Genomic DNA, 20,105 nt, shown 5'->3' with positions numbered 1-20,105 from the left:
GATTATTCCTCTGCAACAGTTTGATGCTGATAAATCGGTTGATACAGATCATGGGCAAATTGATCACAGGCATGTTTCAACAAGGCTGTTGCATCCTGTTCTTGTAAAATAAACTGCCAATCTCGATGCTGACGACTCCATTCCATCTCAGTTAAATCATAAGGTAGAAATGCATCACTCTTGTTCCATTCCGCCAGAATATCCGCAAAGTTTTCAATATGGGTTTGTCCCTCTTCTTCGCTCCATTCGAGTTGCTTTTTATTTTCAGCAAGTTTTAATAATAATCCTGCGGGCAAAACCAAAGGTTCAGATTGCCCATAAGTAAAGGCTTGGAACCATGCCAATAGATGTGCTTTGGCTTGCTCCGAACTCAGCCCAGTATTGAGAATGGTCACGTCACTAAACACCGCAATACGTTGTAAATCTTTGGCTTGCTCACCTGCGAGATTTAAATAACTCAACCACAACAAATATTCGAGCCAGACTTTGGCACGGCGTTTGGCACGACCACTGGATGCATCTAAACTAACCCAATCCACACCGAATTGTTTTGGCACAGTGATATTCATGACCACATTCTTTTCAATACGCCATTGCCGTTGTGTGGTCGCTGTCACTTCCGGTGCATAGCGTTTTAAGCGTTCTTGTAGATTATCTTGTTCAGCTAAGCTCATTTGCCATGCACTCTGCTGAACCTTACCCATTGGCAATTGATCTTGTAATAAGCCAATATCAGTTGCGTTGTTTTGCGTATCGCTTTTCTGTAAAAAATCACGAATTTGATAACGTGCTAAACCATCGAGAATCAAAGGCTCATTCAATGTCGGAATATCTTCTGCACGTAGATTTTCCACGCCCAAAGTTTTTAAATATAAACGCGCAGGGAAAGTTACATCCTGAATCCATTGCCCTGCATCCAATACAGTCATGTCTTCCTGAACGATTGGATAAGGTGTATTTGCCCAAGCTGTACGTTTCGATAAATTTTCCGCTTGACGAATCTGTTGTGCCACAACGAACCATTGATCTTGATAGCGGATATTCTGCGTAGCTTCAAAACCATTCGGATCAAAAGGCTGTAAAGTATGAATATGGTATAAAGACTGAATTTGTTCAGGGACTTCAATACCATTCAAATTAACCATCTGATCTGCCTGATCAGGTGAGTTGAATAAAGCACCCGTAGACTGTGCAATCAAAGCAATATGATTGACCAATTCCTGCAAGACACTGGATGGATCACGCACTTCACCATCGCTGACATCAAAGCCATTATAAAATAGCCATAGATTTTCCTGCGCTAATAACAAAGCATCTAAAAATGCACCTTGGTCGTCATCCAAACGAGAACGATCACCCAATTGTGGTTTTAGAATTTCCATTAAATCAAAGGGTAAATGCACATTCCGATCTGGGAATTTTCCACCGTCTAAATTCATCATCACCATTAATTTATAGGGTAATGGTCGAATTTGCCCAATCTGACTAAAGGTGATCTGACCTGTCGGTAGAGCTTGATCAATTTGCCCATCTAATAGATTGTTAATTTCATTAAGTAAATAAGGTAAAGGCAACTTAATCTGTTTTAGCTCATTGGATTTTTGAATATCCTCTTTATTTCTGTATGCTAGCGATAACATCGTATCCTGTTTTTTGAGGATTTTCTTAACTACTGTTAATGCTTCAACACCTGCTTGTTCAAATTCAAGGATGTCTTGATTCAGCAATTTTAACCATGCATCGACATAGCATTTTAGCTGGGTATTTTTACCCAGTTCATGCGCAATCATCCAATCACGGCGCTGGTCAAAGTCTTGGTAAATCTGAATTAACTTAGCAATGAGTTCAAAATCACTGGCTAAAACTTGGGTATAACTTAAAGTATCGCCATTCGCATGTTTAAAAATCTGATGCTCTGGAACCGCCATACCCAATGCCAAACGATCTAAGGCATATTTAAAGCTAAAACGGTAATCAGTATCGTCAGCACTGAGTGAACGTTGTAAATGTTGTGCATCCAAACCACGCTTAAACCCTGCACTGATCAATAAATCAATCATGCGTTCGGTATTGGAAACATCGAGCTCATAGCGGATTTGCGTGGCATTCAAATTCAGCCAATCGGCAAAATCTTCAACGCTAAAACGCCCTTCAACCAACTGAATACGCCCAAGCACTGCACGCCATGCATTATTGGCATCCAGTTGCGTCACCCCTGCAATTTTTACTGGTAGATAGACACTATCTTGGTTTGGCGTATGTGGGAATACACTACGAATTAGCGGTTCAATTTGTTTTAAATCTGGAACTAAAACCAGAATATCACTCGGACGATGTGGATTTTCTGCCGTACCTTGTACTAACCAATGAATCAATTGATCTTTTAAAACTTCCAACTGACGCAATGACGAATGACAGACATGAATTTGAATCGAATCATCGTCCTCAGCAATCGGATAAGCATGCGGTTCAGGCTCAACCAAATACAGAATATCAGACTGTAACTTGGTCAATAAATTGCTCGGCTCTTCATCAACAAAGGCATCTACCCATTGCCCTTCATCACCTGATGAAAGATTGGAAAGAATCGAGAAATGATCACGGGCTTGTTTACCAAAACGAGTGAGTAATGGATGACGAGATTCACGAATTTCAGCATTAAAATTTAAAGTAAATTCATCAAAGAACTTTTGAATATCTTCATCTGTCGCTTTGGGATGCTTGGCAATAAAACGTTCTTTAACACGCAAATCGTATTGTTTTTTCCAGTTTGGATCGACACTGTCTGCCCAATATTCTTGCGATGGGTTGTAATGCAGAATAATGACATCTAAATATTGTCCCAATCGTCTTAAAAACTGCAATTGACTGGGTGGCAAATCGAGTAAGGTGAAGACAATTAAACGACTTGGCAATTTTTTCAATGCGAAAGGACGTTTAACCTCATCATCTAAAATCTGCCAAAAATCATCATCAATACTTTGCATTTCAACAAAATCATCATGAAATGTCTGTTGCCACAACCATCGTTGCCAGCTTTCCAATTCTTGCGCTTGATTTAAAGTGAATGCTGAAATCGCTTGATTAGTTTTAAAGAATTGTTGTTCTAAATTGAGTTCTTGACCACGTCCCCATTGCCCAAGCCAATTGCTTGGACAGGTACAGACATTTTCACATGCACGTTGGCATTCGCCACGATACATCATGTAGTTACTGAATAACTTTGATACTTGTTCAGACACCCAATACAACATACTTTGCTTTTTCAGTTGTTTGTCTAAACCATTTTCAAGCTGTGAAGCAGCATCGTAAATACGTTGGATAATGCTATGTAAAGGATGATGTTCAGCAAGGCTATTTTCATCATTTTCAATAAAGCTTTTCAGGGTTTGATAAATGCGCCATTTCATAATCAAACGTGGAATATTGGCTTTACGAACTTTATCTTTATCTTCTAAAACTTGTTGATAAGCAAACCACTGAAAACCACGAATCCGTTGGTGAAATTGACTATTGGCACTAATACCTTGTTGTTCAGCGATACGTTGACTGAGCCATTCCTGAACAGCAGGGCTCGGTACAATAAAATGTTGTGTTTGCAGGACAGCAAAAGGATTTTTAGATGGCTGTGTCGTATTTTGCAAAAGTCCTTGCACCAAAACGTCAATGCGTTGGCTTTGAATCACATGTATTGCCATAATCCCTCAACTGTCAATATTTTACTCTGCATGGTGATGCACAAAAACATAAACATAAACATAAACATTCACCACTATACAACTGCGTCATACTATGGCATTTTTACACTATATTTGGAAATAACTTCACACCTTCGAGCTTAAAAACTGGTGTCTACAGAAATATAAAACGCTTGAAAAATAGGTAATTGTTTTATGAAAATTGATAAAATCCCAGATTCAATCGACCCAACTTTAAATTTAGAACAAATTCGTAATGAATGTTTAGAACTCGTCAAAAAACGTGCTTATTTTTCAGCAGGTGCAGCCGTTGTCCCTGTACCATTTTTTGATGTGGTGATTGATGTGGGAATTTTATCGCAATTGATTCCTGAAATTAATGCACGTTTTGGTTTAGCACCTGATCAGATCAGCGTTTATGACCCTGCGACTAAAAAAATCCATTGGAATGAATTGCGTAAACGTGGTTTTGAGTTTTCAGGTTTAGTTGTTGCTCGTACTGCGGTGAAATCTTCTTTGAATAATGTTGCTGCCAAAGTCATTACTAAACAAGTGACTAAATTCATTCCTTTGGGCGGTTCGATCATTGCGGCAAGTTTGGGCTATATCGTGATGAAGAAAGTTGCCGAAGCGCATGTGGATGAATGTTATAAATTGGCAAAAGGCATTCAGCAGAAACAGAATGCGAGTGTGGTGAAGTATTCTTGATGTAAATATTTTAAGTCGCTTAGAACATCGGGCTCATAATCCGATGTTCTAAATTGATCAGAATAAAGTTTAAAAAGAAAACTCACTCAAAATTCAAAACGATTCTGAATCCATTGCTCTATTTTCTTGCGTGGTATGCCTTTACTGACAGATAAATATGCAATCTGCTCAAAATTAAACGAAATACCGTATTGTGCCTCAATGTCCTCAATAAATTTCTTGAGATTTAAAAGGTCTAACTTTGGAAAAGTTTGTTGATCAAAATCAATACTAAAAATATGACTATCTTTGACTTTCATCCGTCTTTTTTGGCTTGATGATGCATTTTCCAAATTAACCTCATAAGTATCATTCATCACCTGAGGAGAACTCAATGCAAGCTCAAAAGTAAACCTTTTTTGTCTTTCATCCTCACTTAACTCAGCAGGCGTTGACCATTTACCATCGGTAGTTAAAACAAGCGAAATTGACCAATCCAAAAGATCAGGTGGCGTAATCTGTAACTTCTGTAATATTTGATAGCCAACCAATTGGGGCATAATCTCTGCATAATATTGCTGAATCCGAAGTACGGCAGGATGTTGTGCATTGGCTAGCTTCAACATGTCATACAAGATTGATAAATAGACAGGTTGATCCGCAATATTTTGTGAAATAAAACGATCCAACCATTGCTTTACGCTGTGCTGTTCTGAAAATCCCAAGACTGCCCAAACAGCTCTTAAAGCCACAACATCATGGCTATCTGTATGAAACATTTCCGCAGTTTGCTGATAGCATTCCAAGCAATCAATGAGATACTCATCAATATCAGGCGATGAAATTTCTTGTAATTTCTGAATATTTTTAGCATCAGGATAATAAGAATCACTGCTCAATTTACGTAGCAATTGATTCAACAATTTTTCTGAAGGCTTGGCGAGTTTCAATTTATACTCATTTAAAATAATGCTTAAATTTCCCATCGCCTCGCTCCCGTTTAAATCAATTAATCATTGTCAATTTTCAATCCACTTTCAATTGTTTCAATATCGCCTTAAGCACTTGAATCCGAGCAGAATACTTATCATTGGTTGAAACAATATGCCACGGCGCATACTCAGTATTGGTCCGCTCAAACATATCTACAGCCGCATTGAGATAATCATCCCAATGCCCACGATTACGCCAATCATCTGGGGTAATTTTAAAACGCTTATGCGGTGTTTCTTCACGTGCTTTAAAACGAGCCTCTTGCTCATCTTTGCTAATCGCCAGCCAAAACTTAATGATCACGGTTTGATTATCAGTTAAATCTTTTTCAAAACGATTGATTTCATCATAAGCACGTTGCCATTCCGCAGGTTTAGCAAAGCCCTCAATCCGTTCCACCAAAACCCGCCCATACCAAGTGCGGTCAAAAATGCTGATCTTTTCCTCAGGTTGAAGCTTCGTCCAAAAGCGCCACAAATACGGACGACGTAACTCATACTGCTCAGGTGCGGCAATGGTATGAATTTCATATTCACGAGGATCAAGATTTTTAACAATCCGCTTGATCGCACCACCTTTCCCCGCAGCATCCATACCTTCAAACGTCACCACAATATTACGTGGGTCATTACGCAAGGCATCAGAGACTTTCTTGGATAATTTCTTTAACTCAGCCTTATAATCATCATTTTTCATCTCATCAGTAGATGGATTCAACAGACTTTCAGGAACAGGGGCTTGCTTCCACTTAGTTCTTACTGTGGTTTTATGTTTCGGTAGTTGTTTTAAGGCATGCAAAATATATTGTGCAAATTGTTGATCACGAACTTCTTCATCTTCACAATCAATCACATACCAATCATCAGTAAAACGCTGACGAAGCTTTTGTATGGTGTCATATTGCTTTTTATTGCGCCAATCCAAACCCATCAACTTATGCCAACGTTGCTCAGAGGCATCAATATTATCCAGACGCTTTTGCAAATTTTTCCACGGCAGATCAAACCAGACTTTAATCACATCCACATGGTTATTTTTTAAATCCTGTTCAAATGTGCGCATGCTTTCGATATAGGCATCAAATAACGTTTCATCCAAAGGCTTAGACACATGCATTGCCGTTGATAATAAATCACTATACCAGTTGCCAAAAAAGACTTGGATTTGCCCTTCAGCAGGGATATGTCTTGCATAGGGCTGCCAAAATGTTTGCTTGGCACTAAATAGATATGCAGGATCAGCTTTAACACGTAAATAACGTGGATCAACCCATTCACGTAATTGTTTTACTGCTTCACCTTTACCCGCAAGCTCAATACCACTGACCAAGATCACGATGCTTTTGGCATTGTTTTGACCTTTAGAATTTTTAAGTGCGTATTGTGCTTCAATCAAATCAACCGAAAGTTCTTCTTCATCCCGCAATGAAAATTGTAGTTGTTCTTCAACCATTTGCTACTCTTTTGATTTAACTGTACTTCATTCGAGTATAACCATTCTCTAAAATCACACCATATCTTTTCTGTATAAAAATACAGCGAAGCAAACTAATCTCGCTGAATAAGACATCCACTGACCATATTTCCCAATTGTTTTTGTACTTTTGTCATGGCGATATGATTAAACTGCCTTTATGCTTTTATAAAACGAAATTTAGAGTTTTTGTATGTCAAAACTTGCTGCACTCGATCAGCTTTTAGAACAATACCAACAATTGAGTTATCACACTGACCCAATTCTTGAAAAGCGCCTACATGAAGCCCAAGATTGGTTAAAAGTTCGCATTCAAAAAACGCACCATGATTTGTTTAACCAAAAAGAAAACCAGTTGATGGCGAAATACTTTATCAACCGTTTATATGGTGGTCCTGAGTTTGATGATCTCGCTTTGCAAATTGAACGCCTTTTAAAGTATGCGCACAAAGCAGAAAAAATCATTCCTGAAAATGCCATCAAAACAGGTTTAAAGTCAGTCGGGCTTGCTGTATTGGCAATGCAACTCGATGAACAAGTCGCAGCACAACTTTTACAAGACTACCCTGCTGACCAAGCCATTGATGACGAAATGATGCGCCAAACCTTGCTTAAACTTGATCAACACGATGCCCGTTTAGAGCAATTGGGGCTATTGGATGATTTGGGCGGCGCATTGGATAAATATATGCGCTCATTTATCATGCATACTGCTTTTAAAATGTGTAAAGGCACAGCAGCGAAATATAAATTTGAACTGATGTATGACTTTATTGGTGAAGGTTTTGTGGCAATGAAACCGATGAAATCCGCAGCCAAGTTTATTCACGAATTTACCGTAAAAGAAACTGAGATTGTTGAAAAAGTCCATTCAGGGCATCCACATCCATTTGAAATTTAATTTTAATTGTGCACTCAACAAACCGATCTTTTAGATCGGTTTTTGTATATTATTCATAACAATTGTTGGATGATGACTGCAAATTTTTTCAGAATCTGTCATTATGCAGGGCAATATAAAATTTCCCATTTTTGTGTTCAGGAGTGACTCAAATGTCGAATGAAGACCAAAAGCCTACAGCACCTGCTGAAACGGCAACCAATACAGACAAAGTGAGCCCATTCTTAACCGAACCATTACCACAAGGCGCACCACAAGGTCAGCAACAATCTTTACAACAACAGCTGACCGATACCCCAGTTTCAGGCACTGTGCCTAAATACAATCTACCTCGTGGCGCAAACACAGGCAATGTCGGTGCAACCACACATTTCGGCTACCAAACGGTTAGCAGTGAAGATAAAGCACAAAAAGTGGCGGAAGTGTTCCACTCAGTTGCGGCTAAATATGACATCATGAATGACTTGATGTCTTTCGGGATCCACCGCTTATGGAAGCGTTTTGCGATCAATATGTCAGGTGTGCGTCGTGGTCAGCATGTGCTTGATATTGCAGGCGGTACAGGTGACTTAGCCAAAGTCTTCAGCCGTGAAGTGGGTCCTACAGGTCACGTTGTATTATCAGACATTAACGAATCAATGTTGAATGTGGGTCGTGATCGTTTACTCGATGCAGGCTGTACCAATGTGGATTTCGTATTGGCAAATGCTGAAACTTTAGAGCCATTTGCAGACAATAGTTTTGACCTTTTAACCATCAGTTTTGGTTTACGTAACGTGACCGATAAAGATGCGGCACTTGTTGCGATGTATCGTGTACTTAAGCCAGGCGGCCGTTTACTCATTTTAGAATTCTCTAAACCTGTGTTCGAACCATTCTCAAAATTGTATGATTTGTATTCATTCACTGCTTTACCGATCATGGGTAAACTTGTGGCGAATGATTCTGAAAGTTATAAATATTTGGCTGAATCAATCCGTATGCATCCAGACCAACGCACTTTAAAAGGTATGATGGAAAATGCAGGCTTCCAAAACACCGATTACCACAACCTAACAGGTGGAATCGTGGCTGTGCATCGCGGTTTTAAACTTTAAAGGTCAATTGCCATGTGGTCAATTTTGGCACTCGGTGCTGTTGAACGGCTGATCAATCAATTTATCAATTTGGATGCGATCACTCGTATCCAATTCGATGAATTACAAGGTAAATTATTACGTGTGGTGATCGATTCACCACAATTGTCTGTTGATGTATTTTTTGATACGCATAAAGTTCGGCTTGAACCGACGGTGACAGGTAAAAGTGATACACCATCGATCTTTGAACAACGTCCTTTTGATCAAACAGTTGCGATTTCAGAAGCAACTGCGACTTTACATGTCAAAAGTGTAGTTGAACTCGCCAAACTGTTTGTTGCAGAAGATATTGGTAATATTCCACTTCAAGGTGATTATCACCTGCTACAGGATATTCAACGTATTCTGCAACAGGCTGAACCTGATTTAGCCTCGCATTTAAGCCCGTGGATTGGTCCTGCACTTGCACATGAAATTGGTAAAATTCAGCTTGCACCAAAACTGATCAAACGCTCTTTACAAAGTCATTTATTTTTTGCCGAAGACTTTTTAAAAGAAGACACTGGCTTAGTTGCTCCACGTTGGCAAATGAATGATTTGCAACAGGATACCCGTTCTCTCAACCAAAATATTGATCGGCTTGAAGCGAAAATCCAAGAGCTTCAAAACCATTTCAACTCTGAACAACCTAGGTAAGACCATTTATGATTCCGCACATTTCCCGATTGCTCGACCTGTGGCGCATCGCTGCTCACTATAGACTCGATACATTGGTACCTGCGGAAGAATTACCTGAAAAAGCCCGCCATGCCTTGTCGATTATTCGTATGCACCCTGCGGCATGGTCAAGTAAAGAGAAGAAAAATCCACTGAAGCTCAAAGAAGCTTTAGAAAAAATGGGACCTTTGGCAATCAAGTTAGGGCAATTACTTTCAACACGCCGTGATTTGATTCCACCTGAAATTCTACAGCAATTGGTGTTATTGCAAGATCGTGTCAAACCTTTTGATTCAGATGTTGCAAGAACACGTATTGAAGAATCACTCAAAGCCAATATCTCAACACTTTTCGCTCGTTTTGATGAACAGCCTTTAGCTGCGGCTTCGATTGCGCAAGTACACACGGCAGCTTTACATGATGGTCGTGAAGTGGTCATTAAAGTCACTCGACCTGATATTCGTAGTCAAATCTTAGAGGATTTTGAAATTCTAAGATGGCTAGGCACGAATTTGGAAAAGCGCCTTGAAGCAGCACGAGCTGTGCATATTTCAGAAATTATCGAGAACTATCGTCAAGTCATTTTGAATGAATTGGATTTGACTTTAGAAGCGGATAATACCCGCCGTATGCGCCATTACTTCACAGGCTCAAACATGATGTATGTGCCTGAAGTATATATGGATAGTAAAGATGTGATGGTCGCTGAACGCATCACAGGTGTACCCATTTCTGACATTGAAACCTTTGAAAAACTCGGCATGGATCGTAAAGATTTAGCTGAAAAAGGGTTAACCATTTTCTTTACCCAAGTGTTCCGTGACAACTTTTTCCATGCAGACATGCATCCGGGAAATGTCTTTGTTGAAACCTTGAATCCAAGCAAACCTCGTTATATTGCCCTTGACTGTGCAATTATGGGTGAGTTGTCCAAGTCAGATCAGATGACCGTTGCCCGTATGTTACTTGCGGTAATGAATAGCGACTTTATGCAATTGATTCAGATCGTGCATCAAGCGGGTTGGATTCCACCGGGAACTGATCAAGATGCCCTCGCCCGTGAAATGCGTCGTACCGTTGGACCGATGGTGTCTAAACCAATGCACGAGTTGGATTTTGCAGGCATTCTGATTCAAGTCATGGACATTGCCCGTCGTTTCCATTTGGAAATTCCGCCACAACTGATGTTATTACTCAAAACATTGGTGCATGTGGAAGGCTTAGGGACAGATCTCTATCCTGATTTGGACATTTGGAGTTTGGCAAAACCGATTCTGACCGAATGGGTTAAAGCACAGATGAATCCGCAGAAAAACTTAAAGGAATTAGGACAAAAAATTCCTGACCTACTGTTAGGTGTGCAAGATTTCCCTACATTGCTGATTGATAGTTTGAATGGTCTGAAAAATCAGTCTGCATGGCATTCGAAACAGTTACATGAATTGCAAATGATGCGTTTGGAAGTTGAACATCAACAAAAACGCAGTTGGATGTTCGGCAGTATCATGGCGATTTTATTGTCGATAGCGATTATTGCACCGTGGTATGTGTCGATTGTACTCATTGTATTGGCGAGTGTTTTAGCTGTTTGGCGGATTGCGAAATAGTTTAAGCATTTAAAAATAAAGAATCACATCAGCGTTGATGTGATTTGTTATTAAAAATAGAAAATGTAGTGAATTTAATATGGGAACTTTTTCCAACATAAGTATTCAACATCTATCTATTTGTTCCGTTATAGATGAAATAAAACATTTTTATAAAATTACTTATCAACTGAGTTTACCAATTATTCAGGAATGGTATTTAACCGACCACAATAAAAAAATTCATACTATTGTCGTTTCCTGTAACCATAGTATTTATTGGGTTGACATTAACTTTCCTTATCATGATTTAACAGATCCTCTCATTTTTGATTTTTTAATATATTTATCTAAAAAGTATAAAACCACAGTTTTACTGGGTAAATTGAAAACAACCACAGCAGAAGCACAATTTATAAAACTTGAAAATGGAGTCATCCAATACCACATTGCACAGAATCTAATTGAAGAGCAGATTGTCATAACTCAAAAATCTGGCTTAGAAAATTCCGATAATATTTTCAAGTCGGACTTCCCAGAAATTGGGCAGGCATTTGATTCAGATATACAAGAATTTTTAGATTTAGATGACTGGAATAACTTTTTTGGCAGCTGTAATCGTGAGTATACTTTTGACTCTTCAATACATATAGAAGAATACTTTCATTTACGCTGGCATAAAGAACAGTCATGACTCCCAAGTCACCCACTGAAACCTCTCGCCATTGTCCAACAATCCCTCACCACTAAAATACCCTCATCCGTTTGAGTGAGTGAACCCATGACCCAAATCCTACAAAAACACCCTGCTACTTTAACTATCCAAGCAGGCACACTTGCCAAACAACTGATTCAAAAAGAAGGACTACAAGCACACCATGTTGATATGATTCCTGGTGCGGCAGGCGGTCCCAAAGGCATAGGTTTAATGGGTCTGGATCAAGCCATTTTCGGTGATTTCCTACAAAGAGCGAAACAACGTCGTTATCTCATCGGCTCATCAGTGGGTGCATGGCGTTTTGCAAGCCTCATTGCACAAGGTGAGAAAAAAGGCGCTGAACAACTGGCAGAGTTATATATCAATCTACCCTTTCATAAAGGCATGAAAATCGCTGATATTGAAAAAATATCACGTGATATGTTACATGGAATATTAGGCGATCAATCTGAAAAATTAGTCACTCACCCTGATTATCACCTTGCGATTATCGCAGCTAAGGCAGAACATATTTTCCAAAGTGATCAAAAGCTTGCCTTATATAGTTCATTACTGGGCATCATTGGTAGCAATGCAATTTCACGCAATCACTTGAATAAATTTATGCAACGGGTAATCAGTCAGCCTGAACATTTCCCACAATTTAAAATTCAGGATGATGCCTTTACAACCCATTATGTCAATTTTAATACCAACAATGTCGCAGATTGGCTGATGGCTTCAGGCTCGATTCCGGGTGTAACTCCTGCAGTAAAAAATATTGCCGATGCACCACAAGGCGCATATCGTGATGGCGGTTTGATCGACTATCACATCGACTTGCCATTTGACAGTAAAGGGATTGTTTTATATCCACATTTCACCGACAGTATCACCCCTGGTTGGTTCGATAAGATGTTTAAATCCCGCAAAGCCAATCCTGAAAATCAAGCACGGACTTTGCTACTTTCACCGTCTGCGGAATACCTAAAATCATTGCCTTTGGGTCGCCTCCCTGACCGTAAAGACTTTGTGATGAAAGGCTTATCAGATAGTGAACGTAAAAAATTATGGCGACAGTCTGTGGCTGAAAGTCAACGTATGGGCGATGAATTTTTAGAACTGGTGGAAAAGCAGAATTTTGCTGATGTGATGATGGATTTGTAAATCGTAGGCAAGTCCCTCTTTAAAGGGGGACTGAGTGAGAATTAAAAATTTTATCCATAAATTTATAACTTGCTTAAGCTACTTAATTTGTTAAATTGAAAACAATTACAAATACACTTCTGAATAATGATTCAAACAAAAAATCTAAAAATTGCCATCGTCGGTGCAGGAACCGCAGGGCTTGCCACCACAATCCTATTGGCACGACAAAATATTCACGTCACTCTATTTGAAAAAGCTGAAAAACTCGAACCTGTGGGTGCAGGCTTATTACTACAACCCTCAGGGCTTGCAGTATTTGAACATTTAGGCGTATTGGATGATGCTGTAAAATTGGGTGCAATCGTAACAGGCTTAGAAGGTCAACTACCAAGTGGCTTTAAACTGGTCGATAGTCATTATGCACAAGCACATCCCGATTTTTATGGTCTAGGGATTCACAGAGCAACGCTCTGTCATGTTCTTGAACATAAATGCCGTGAATATCCTGATTTGATCACATGGAAAATGAATACAGATATTCAATGCCTTGAAGAAGCTGCAGATGAAATTCGAGTCTATGGTACTGTCAATGGTGAAAAATTCGATCAAGTTTTTGATTGTGTGATTATTGCCAATGGTGCAAGAAGCGAACTCAGACCCAAGTCGTGGGTTAAAGTCGATCAAGCCTATCCGTGGGGTGCAAAATGGACCATTGTTCCCGAATGTTTAGACTTCGATACCCAAATTCTGCATCAGTTTTATGATCGCTCTAAAATCATGATGGGAATCCTGCCAACAGGTGCTATACCAACTGCACCTGAGCAACGGCTTTCAAGTGTGTTTTGGAGTTTACCCACAGATCAATTGGGCAATTTTTTACAGACCAATCAAGCACGTTCAGAATGGTTAAAACAAATTTCAAAACGTTGGTCACCTGTCGCAGATTGGTTAGAACAAGTGATTGCCAATCCTGAAGATAAACAGCAATGGCTTTCAGCAAATTATCGTGATGTGGTGATGTCAAAGTTTGGCGAGGGTCGCATTGGTGTGATTGGCGATGCGGCACATGCCATGAGCCCACAACTTGGGCAAGGTGCAAATATGGCACTTTTGGATGCGTGGGCTTTAGGACAAGCTGTTGAAAATGCAACACAGAATGGATCACTTGATTATCCACAGCTTTGGAAAACTTATCACCAACATCGTCAAAGTTCGACAGCCTTTTATCAATTTTTAAGTCGCCTACTCACACCACTCTATCAATCGGAACATTGGTGGGCAGGTGGATTCCGTGATCTAAGCTTTTCATGGATGTATCGTATTCCCTACTTCCGTAAAGAAATGGCAATTACCGTGTCAGGTTTAAAATCAGGCATGTTTAGTCAAATGAAGTATGAGGAAATTTCGATGGGCAAGAAAAAATAACAGTAACTATAAACACTAAGCCTCTCGGAATGATATCCCGCTTTTCCCATTAGTGAATAATCACTTTTTATTTGAGTGCTCTTTTTATGACACTCGGCTTCGATCACATAGATGGTCAGATCAACTACATCTCAATTAGCACTTGAACAATATAAAATTATGATTTTAGAAATATTGAATAACTTAAAGTTTATTAGAACGAAAATTTCCATGTCCTAATAAACTCAAATACGATAATCGTAATATTAAAAGCCTTAACTCACATCTTTAACCCATAAACATTTGATAAGCTAAACGGCAGATTAAGACACTCACAAGAATTAGAAATAAAATACGAATAAAGCCACTACCATATTTCAAAGCCATTTTTACTCCGACCAATGAACCACAAACGTTAGCAACTGCCATCATTAAACCCAGTTGAAATAACACATGTCCGGTAGGAATGAAGAAACTTAAAGCAGCAAAGTTGGTCATAAAATTACCGATTTTTGACAATGCAGATGCATGTAAAAAATCAACTTTTAAATAACGAATGAAATAAAAAATAAAGAAACTTCCTGTTCCTGGTCCAAAAATACCATCATAGAAACCAATGGCTAAACCACCGACTCCTGCGATCAATAGCATTTTATTGGTGATTTCTTGTTGAATATGTATTTGACCAAATTGCTTTTTTAACAAAGTATAAATCGCAATCACAATCAGCATGAATAGCACGAATGGTCGCAGAATATTTTGAGGAATCAGTGATACACATGCTGCACCACCAAATGAACTGATAAATGCAGTAACACCAATAACAGCAAGTAATTTCCACTGGATTTTGACTTGTTTTAAATAAGAGAAAGCAGCAGATGCCGTTCCACAAATAGAAGCCAGTTTATTGGTTCCAAAGATCGTTGCAGTTGGATAATGCGGTAACGCGCCCATTAACGCTGGAATTTGAATAAGTCCCCCACCTCCGACAGCCGCATCAATTGCACCTGCACAAAAGGCAAAAAAGATTAGACTGAGGATCAGATCAAATTCCATACCACTTACTCTAAAGTTTTCACAATGTGAGAAATAATAACAACATTGCCAACAAAACTGATGGTTTATTTAGAGGTTTAACACTCTTTTTGGAATTAAACGCTTTTTATCACTAATTTCTGCCAGCCCTAAACATTTATCACCCTCAAAAACCAAAACCTCAGCCTCGGCAGCATGGTCAATATTACTTTCCATACCGCGGCAAAAGTATTCTGCACGACCTTCAGGTGCTTGGATTTTAGTGAAATGATCAATCGGTGCATACACGGGTAATAACAAAGCTTCACGCTGTTGCTCAGTCAAACTTTCTAAATACTCAATCGTATATTCAGGAAGAAGATCAAAATGTCCTGTTTTAATTCGATGTAAATAGGTCAAATGTCCATAAGTACCCAAGGCTTTGGCAATATCCTCACCCAAAACTCGGATATACGTCCCTTTTGAACAAGTCACATCTAGCGTTATTGAATCTGCTGTAAAAGATAAAAGTTGAATTTGCTCAATGGTGATTGGACGAGCTTCGCGTTCGATCTCAATGCCTTTACGTGCCAACTCATATAAAGGACGACCTTCTTTTTTAAGTGCTGAATACATCGGAGGAATTTGCTGAATATCTCCTGTGAATTGCGCCAAAACCAGCTCGATCATGTCTGGGTTTAATTCAGGAACTGCTTTTTCTAAAAGGGTTTCACCTTCGACATCACCTGTCGTGGTGCTATTGCCCAATTGAATTGTGGTTTGATAACGCTTAGTTGAATCGAGTAAATAATGTGAAAATTTCGTCGCCTCACCCAGACAAATGGGTAATAAACCAGAAGCCAAAGGATCTAAAGCCCCTGTATGTCCTGCTTTTTGCGCACGGTATAACCAACGTACTTTCTGCAAGGCTGCATTTGAACTAATACCCAAAGGCTTATTCAATAAAAAAACACCACTGATATGGCGACGTGATATTTTTTGAGCTTTAGCGGACATAATCAGACTATATAAAGATGTGATTGATGTAGTTTAACAAAAACCACTTGTCTATTTTTACAAATTTTAAATGAGAAACTGATGCTTTTATGTCAAATTGCTTTGTCTATAAAAATATTAAAAAATAGGATATTAGATGGAGCTGTCTAGAAAAAAAATGCTAGGGTTAGCAACTATTGTTTTGTTAATCCTTATTTTAGCGATTATTTTTTGGTTAAAACCAAGTACACAAGACACTAAAAATTCAGACAATACACTACAACTACAGCAGCAAGCTGGACAATTAGCTCCATCTCAAATTTCTGCTTCAGAAGCCATAAGTTTTGCCAGTAAAAGCCAACAAGATACCCAAATCAATTGTCAAATCCGAACAGATGCAAGCAACCGTTTGATTGTGAATGAACAAACTAAAGACTGTTTTGAATATTTCATTACTCAGTATGGTGAAAAAACGGTTGAACAAATTAAAACGGATTTTCTCAGCTATATCAAAGTTAGTTATCAAGATCCTGTTCGTTCACAACTCGGGGATTTATGGACACGTTACATCAACTACCGCAATAAACTTGGTGACTTACAAGCCCCCACTGCGGATAAGGAAAGTGTGCAGTATTATCAACAAATTGTGAATAACACCCAAAGTTTAAGAAAACAATTCTTTTCAGACTACGAAATTCAAGGCTTATTTGGCACTCAAGACACCTATGACCAATATACTGTGGATCGTATGGCAATCATGGACAATAAAAATTTATCTACTGATGAAAAAGCCAAGAAACTCAAAGACCTCTTCGACAAACTTCCTGAAGATTGGAAAGAAAACCTACAGCAACTCAACCAACTAGAAGATCTGAGAAAGCTCACAGCTGAGATTAAAGCTCGTGGAGGTTCCGCTGAGGAATTACGTCAAATGCGCACCAATCTTGTCGGTGCTGAAGCAACACAACGCTTAGAAAGCTTAGATGTACAACGCAATGATTGGAAAAGTAAAGTCACCCAATATCTTACTGATCGCGACAGCATTATCAAAAGTAATATGAGTGATTCAGCAAAACAAAGTGCTGTGGAACAACTCAAACAAAAACAATTTAGCAATCAACAAGAGCAATTACGCTTACAAACTTTTGAAACTATTCATGACCAAGGAGGGAAATTACCATTTGCGAATTAATGATCAAATTTTCAATACACAGGGAATATAGAGAATACCGACAATACGTTATTGGTAATGAGTTTATGTCGCTGCTGTAAATGCCGGCATCAAACTCAAGTTTCAGCATCACAATTTTTTGCAAAAAGTAACTGTTAACGCAGATTGCTTAAAAACTAAATATCTCAGCATGATGGCTCTTTCAAACCATCAAAAACAAAAAGAGTAATACACCATGAAATTAACAATGAATGCACTTGGAATCGGACTCATCATAGGGCTCAGCACAATGTCGGCTTCTGCCTCTGGGCTCCAAAAAGTCAGTGCAAACTATGTCAGTTCAGATTATGCAAAAACCAAATACCCCATCGTATTTAATCATGGCATGTTTGGTTTCACACGTTTAGGAACACAGTCTTTTGGTATGGATTATTTTTACCAAATCCTACCTGATCTTGCCCGAAATGGTGCAAATGTTTATGCAACCCAAGTTTCACCATTGGAATCTACTGAGGTTCGTGGGGAGCAACTTTTACAACAAGTCGATGAAGTCCTCGCATTAACTGGTTCATCTAAAGTCAATTTAATTGGTCATAGCCATGGTGGCCCAACCATTCGTTATATTGAAATCGTCGCACCGCAAAAAGTAGCCTCTTTAACAGCCGTTGCGGGTACCATTAAAGGCTCGAAAGTCGCGGATGATTTACTGGCAAATCAAGCAGCAAGCAGTGTGATGACGGTTTTAGGACAGTATCTCATTGCACCTATCATTACCATTCTTGAAGGCAATCCATCATTAAGCAATAGCCTTGATCGCTCATTGAAAAGTATCAGTGAAAAAGGTTCAACAGAATTTAATAACAAATACCCTAGTGCTGCGATCCCAACAGACTGTGGACAGGGACAAAAAGTAACAACGAATGGTGTTTACCATTATTCATGGACTGGGACGGCACAAATAACCAACCTCTTTGATATTGCGGATACTGCTATCTCTCAATTAGCACCGCTTTCTTATAAAAATAAAGATAACGATGGTCTGGTCAGTCGTTGTAATACTCATTTTGGGCAAGTTATTCGAGACAATTACAATCAAAGCCACCTCGATGAAGTCAATCTCATCTTAGGCTTAAAAGGGTTGTTTGCACCTGATCCAGTTGTGCTCTTCCGCCAACATGCCAATCGATTAAAACTCGAAGGCTTATAATCTTAAAGATGATCAAGATACTGATATTCAGTATCTTCCATTCATCGATATTATTTGATTTTCACACATACTATTTACTTTATCTTTATAATCATAATTAACAAAATGAATTGTCAATACAATATTAAAAATGAGGATAAAATGAAAATAAAACCACTTCTATCTAGCATGCTCACTTTAAGCTTATTTATAAGTTTATCGACTCAAGCAAGCGTAATAACACAAATCAAGCCCAACTATGTCAGTTCGAACTATGCGCAAACTAAATATCCTATCGTCCTTACCCATGGCATGTTTGGCTTTAGTCGTTTAGGTACACAAGCTTTTGGTATGGATTATTGGTATCAAATTGTCCCCGACCTTGCCCGCAATGGAGCCCAAGTCTATGCCACTCAAGTTTCGCCCTTAAATTCCACAGAAATACGTGGTGAACAACTCCTACAACAAGTTGATGAAATCATTGCACTGACAGGAAAACCCAAAGTAAATTTGTTTGGTCATAGTCATGGTGGTCCTACTAGCCAATATGTTGAAGCTGTTGCCCCGAACAAAGTGGCATCAGTAACTGCTATAGCTGGCGCTATGCATGGTGCGGAATTTGCAGATAATATGTTAAAGTATCAAGTGGTTGCAGTACCACTTTCAAAAATTTTCAATATTATTGGTACTGCCATTTTTAATGCAAAATATGCCACTGCTGCAACCCCATCCAATTGTAATATTTCAAATTCTGGACAAAAAATCACAAGCAATGGGATTCATCACTATTCATGGACAGGTGATCGTCAAGTCACCAATCTGTTTGATGTCTTGGATACGGCATTAATGACTATCGTCCCTGCCCTGTTCATGGGAACTGCCAGTAATGATGGTATTTTATCTGTTTGTACAGCCAATTATGGTCAAGTGATCCGTAATGACTACGAGCATAATCACTTTGATGAAGTCAATCAGGTATTGGGCTTACGTGGTCTATTCTCTCAAGACCCTGTGGCTCTATTCAGGCAACATGCCAACCGCCTAAAACTGCAAGGTTTATAATCTAAAGAACAATTAAGATGCTGCCCCTCAGCATCTCCCACCCATCAAAATTGTTTATTTTTTACACAAAAATACATACACTATTTATTTTATCTTTATAATTTTTAGTGACAAAATGAATTGTCAATAAAAATTAAGAATGAGGATAAAATGAAAATAAAACTACTTCTATCTAGCATGCTCACTTTAAGCTTATTTATAAGTTTATCGACTCAAGCAGGCGTAATAACACAAATCAAACCCAACTATGTCAGTTCAAACTATGCGCAAACCAAATACCCAATTGTCCTTG

The 20,105-nt window shown here is 38.8% G+C and carries 16 protein-coding genes; 11 read left to right on the top strand and 5 right to left on the bottom strand.

Features of this window, described 5'->3' with window-relative positions; all coding sequences use genetic code 11:
- Nucleotides 1-2: 2 nt before the first annotated feature.
- Nucleotides 3-3,698 carry an exodeoxyribonuclease V subunit gamma gene (locus EXE10_RS00080; protein WP_130111941.1) on the bottom strand — a complete coding sequence of 1,232 codons (3,696 nt, stop codon included), beginning with the start codon at nucleotides 3,696-3,698 and terminating at the stop codon, nucleotides 3-5.
- Nucleotides 3,699-3,893: 195 nt separating this feature from the next.
- Here EXE10_RS00080 and EXE10_RS00075 point away from each other — a divergent pair, with 195 nt between their 5' ends.
- Nucleotides 3,894-4,406, top strand: a complete 513-nt coding sequence (locus EXE10_RS00075; RefSeq protein WP_130111940.1) for a hypothetical protein — start codon at nucleotides 3,894-3,896, stop codon at nucleotides 4,404-4,406.
- An 86-nt stretch (nucleotides 4,407-4,492) separates the two neighbouring features.
- Here the strand turns inward: EXE10_RS00075 and EXE10_RS00070 are convergent, their stop codons facing one another.
- Together EXE10_RS00070 and EXE10_RS00065 are read right to left on the bottom strand one after the other, a co-directional pair.
- Nucleotides 4,493-5,371: a hypothetical protein gene (locus tag EXE10_RS00070; protein ID WP_130111939.1), complete on the bottom strand. Its 879-nt coding sequence runs from the start codon at nucleotides 5,369-5,371 to the stop codon at nucleotides 4,493-4,495.
- A gap of 40 nt (nucleotides 5,372-5,411) precedes the next feature.
- On the bottom strand, nucleotides 5,412-6,830 hold the full coding sequence (locus tag EXE10_RS00065; RefSeq protein ID WP_130111938.1) for a phosphate--AMP phosphotransferase: 1,419 nt from the start codon (nucleotides 6,828-6,830) through the stop codon (nucleotides 5,412-5,414).
- Between the two features lie 214 nt (nucleotides 6,831-7,044).
- Between EXE10_RS00065 and EXE10_RS00060 the strand changes: the two genes are divergently transcribed.
- The 7 genes from EXE10_RS00060 (at nucleotide 7,045) to EXE10_RS00030 (ending at nucleotide 14,405) form a co-directional block, all read left to right on the top strand.
- Nucleotides 7,045-7,752 carry an FFLEELY motif protein gene (locus tag EXE10_RS00060; RefSeq protein ID WP_130111937.1) on the top strand — a complete coding sequence of 236 codons (708 nt, stop codon included), beginning with the start codon at nucleotides 7,045-7,047 and terminating at the stop codon, nucleotides 7,750-7,752.
- A 152-nt stretch (nucleotides 7,753-7,904) separates the two neighbouring features.
- Nucleotides 7,905-8,849: a bifunctional demethylmenaquinone methyltransferase/2-methoxy-6-polyprenyl-1,4-benzoquinol methylase UbiE gene (gene ubiE / locus EXE10_RS00055; RefSeq protein WP_130111936.1), complete on the top strand. Its 945-nt coding sequence runs from the start codon at nucleotides 7,905-7,907 to the stop codon at nucleotides 8,847-8,849.
- Between the two features lie 12 nt (nucleotides 8,850-8,861).
- Complete coding sequence (locus tag EXE10_RS00050) at nucleotides 8,862-9,527, top strand: ubiquinone biosynthesis accessory factor UbiJ (protein ID WP_130111935.1); 666 nt, start codon at nucleotides 8,862-8,864, stop codon at nucleotides 9,525-9,527.
- An 8-nt stretch (nucleotides 9,528-9,535) separates the two neighbouring features.
- Nucleotides 9,536-11,155, top strand: coding sequence for an ABC1 kinase family protein (locus EXE10_RS00045; RefSeq protein WP_130111934.1), 1,620 nt, complete (start codon nucleotides 9,536-9,538; stop codon nucleotides 11,153-11,155).
- Nucleotides 11,156-11,234: 79 nt separating this feature from the next.
- Nucleotides 11,235-11,828 carry a hypothetical protein gene (locus tag EXE10_RS00040; RefSeq protein WP_130111933.1) on the top strand — a complete coding sequence of 198 codons (594 nt, stop codon included), beginning with the start codon at nucleotides 11,235-11,237 and terminating at the stop codon, nucleotides 11,826-11,828.
- Nucleotides 11,829-11,915: 87 nt separating this feature from the next.
- Nucleotides 11,916-12,998: a patatin-like phospholipase family protein gene (locus tag EXE10_RS00035; RefSeq protein WP_130111932.1), complete on the top strand. Its 1,083-nt coding sequence runs from the start codon at nucleotides 11,916-11,918 to the stop codon at nucleotides 12,996-12,998.
- 126 nt (nucleotides 12,999-13,124) lie between these two features.
- Nucleotides 13,125-14,405 (top strand): FAD-dependent oxidoreductase, encoded by a 1,281-nt coding sequence (locus EXE10_RS00030; RefSeq protein ID WP_130111931.1) that lies wholly within the window; start codon nucleotides 13,125-13,127, stop codon nucleotides 14,403-14,405.
- 267 nt (nucleotides 14,406-14,672) lie between these two features.
- Here EXE10_RS00030 and EXE10_RS00025 read toward each other — a convergent pair whose 3' ends face one another.
- Nucleotides 14,673-15,440, bottom strand: coding sequence for a sulfite exporter TauE/SafE family protein (locus tag EXE10_RS00025; protein WP_130111930.1), 768 nt, complete (start codon nucleotides 15,438-15,440; stop codon nucleotides 14,673-14,675).
- A 69-nt stretch (nucleotides 15,441-15,509) separates the two neighbouring features.
- Nucleotides 15,510-16,415 (bottom strand): tRNA pseudouridine(55) synthase TruB, encoded by a 906-nt coding sequence (gene truB / locus EXE10_RS00020; RefSeq protein WP_130111929.1) that lies wholly within the window; start codon nucleotides 16,413-16,415, stop codon nucleotides 15,510-15,512.
- Nucleotides 16,416-16,551: 136 nt separating this feature from the next.
- Between truB and EXE10_RS00015 the strand changes: the two genes are divergently transcribed.
- The 3 genes from EXE10_RS00015 (at nucleotide 16,552) to EXE10_RS00005 (ending at nucleotide 19,813) form a co-directional block, all read left to right on the top strand.
- Nucleotides 16,552-17,586 carry a lipase secretion chaperone gene (locus tag EXE10_RS00015; RefSeq protein ID WP_130111928.1) on the top strand — a complete coding sequence of 345 codons (1,035 nt, stop codon included), beginning with the start codon at nucleotides 16,552-16,554 and terminating at the stop codon, nucleotides 17,584-17,586.
- Nucleotides 17,587-17,800: 214 nt separating this feature from the next.
- Nucleotides 17,801-18,772 carry an esterase/lipase family protein gene (locus tag EXE10_RS00010; protein WP_087554316.1) on the top strand — a complete coding sequence of 324 codons (972 nt, stop codon included), beginning with the start codon at nucleotides 17,801-17,803 and terminating at the stop codon, nucleotides 18,770-18,772.
- A gap of 141 nt (nucleotides 18,773-18,913) precedes the next feature.
- Nucleotides 18,914-19,813: an esterase/lipase family protein gene (locus EXE10_RS00005; protein ID WP_130111927.1), complete on the top strand. Its 900-nt coding sequence runs from the start codon at nucleotides 18,914-18,916 to the stop codon at nucleotides 19,811-19,813.
- Nucleotides 19,814-20,105: the final 292 nt, after the last annotated feature.

Origin of the sequence: Acinetobacter sp. WCHAc060033 (genome assembly GCF_004209125.1) — a bacterium.
GTDB lineage: Bacteria > Pseudomonadota > Gammaproteobacteria > Pseudomonadales > Moraxellaceae > Acinetobacter > Acinetobacter wuhouensis.
This window is presented reverse-complemented; position numbering and strand designations above follow the sequence as displayed.

What these genes read in the sequence shown, in the direction of transcription:
- ubiE (WP_130111936.1), top strand. Translation starts at nt 7,905, where the DNA reads ATGTCGAATGAAGACCAAAAGCCTACAGCACCTGCTGAAACGGCAACC.
- EXE10_RS00030 (WP_130111931.1), top strand. Translation starts at nt 13,125, where the DNA reads ATGATTCAAACAAAAAATCTAAAAATTGCCATCGTCGGTGCAGGAACC.
- EXE10_RS00065 (WP_130111938.1), bottom strand. Translation starts at nt 6,830, where the DNA reads ATGGTTGAAGAACAACTACAATTTTCATTGCGGGATGAAGAAGAACTT.
- EXE10_RS00010 (WP_087554316.1), top strand. Translation starts at nt 17,801, where the DNA reads ATGAAATTAACAATGAATGCACTTGGAATCGGACTCATCATAGGGCTC.
- EXE10_RS00045 (WP_130111934.1), top strand. Translation starts at nt 9,536, where the DNA reads ATGATTCCGCACATTTCCCGATTGCTCGACCTGTGGCGCATCGCTGCT.
- EXE10_RS00070 (WP_130111939.1), bottom strand. Translation starts at nt 5,371, where the DNA reads ATGGGAAATTTAAGCATTATTTTAAATGAGTATAAATTGAAACTCGCC.
- EXE10_RS00025 (WP_130111930.1), bottom strand. Translation starts at nt 15,440, where the DNA reads ATGGAATTTGATCTGATCCTCAGTCTAATCTTTTTTGCCTTTTGTGCA.
- EXE10_RS00015 (WP_130111928.1), top strand. Translation starts at nt 16,552, where the DNA reads ATGGAGCTGTCTAGAAAAAAAATGCTAGGGTTAGCAACTATTGTTTTG.
- EXE10_RS00035 (WP_130111932.1), top strand. Translation starts at nt 11,916, where the DNA reads ATGACCCAAATCCTACAAAAACACCCTGCTACTTTAACTATCCAAGCA.
- EXE10_RS00080 (WP_130111941.1), bottom strand. Translation starts at nt 3,698, where the DNA reads ATGGCAATACATGTGATTCAAAGCCAACGCATTGACGTTTTGGTGCAA.
- EXE10_RS00075 (WP_130111940.1), top strand. Translation starts at nt 3,894, where the DNA reads ATGAAAATTGATAAAATCCCAGATTCAATCGACCCAACTTTAAATTTA.
- truB (WP_130111929.1), bottom strand. Translation starts at nt 16,415, where the DNA reads ATGTCCGCTAAAGCTCAAAAAATATCACGTCGCCATATCAGTGGTGTT.
- EXE10_RS00040 (WP_130111933.1), top strand. Translation starts at nt 11,235, where the DNA reads ATGGGAACTTTTTCCAACATAAGTATTCAACATCTATCTATTTGTTCC.
- EXE10_RS00060 (WP_130111937.1), top strand. Translation starts at nt 7,045, where the DNA reads ATGTCAAAACTTGCTGCACTCGATCAGCTTTTAGAACAATACCAACAA.
- EXE10_RS00050 (WP_130111935.1), top strand. Translation starts at nt 8,862, where the DNA reads ATGTGGTCAATTTTGGCACTCGGTGCTGTTGAACGGCTGATCAATCAA.
- EXE10_RS00005 (WP_130111927.1), top strand. Translation starts at nt 18,914, where the DNA reads ATGAAAATAAAACCACTTCTATCTAGCATGCTCACTTTAAGCTTATTT.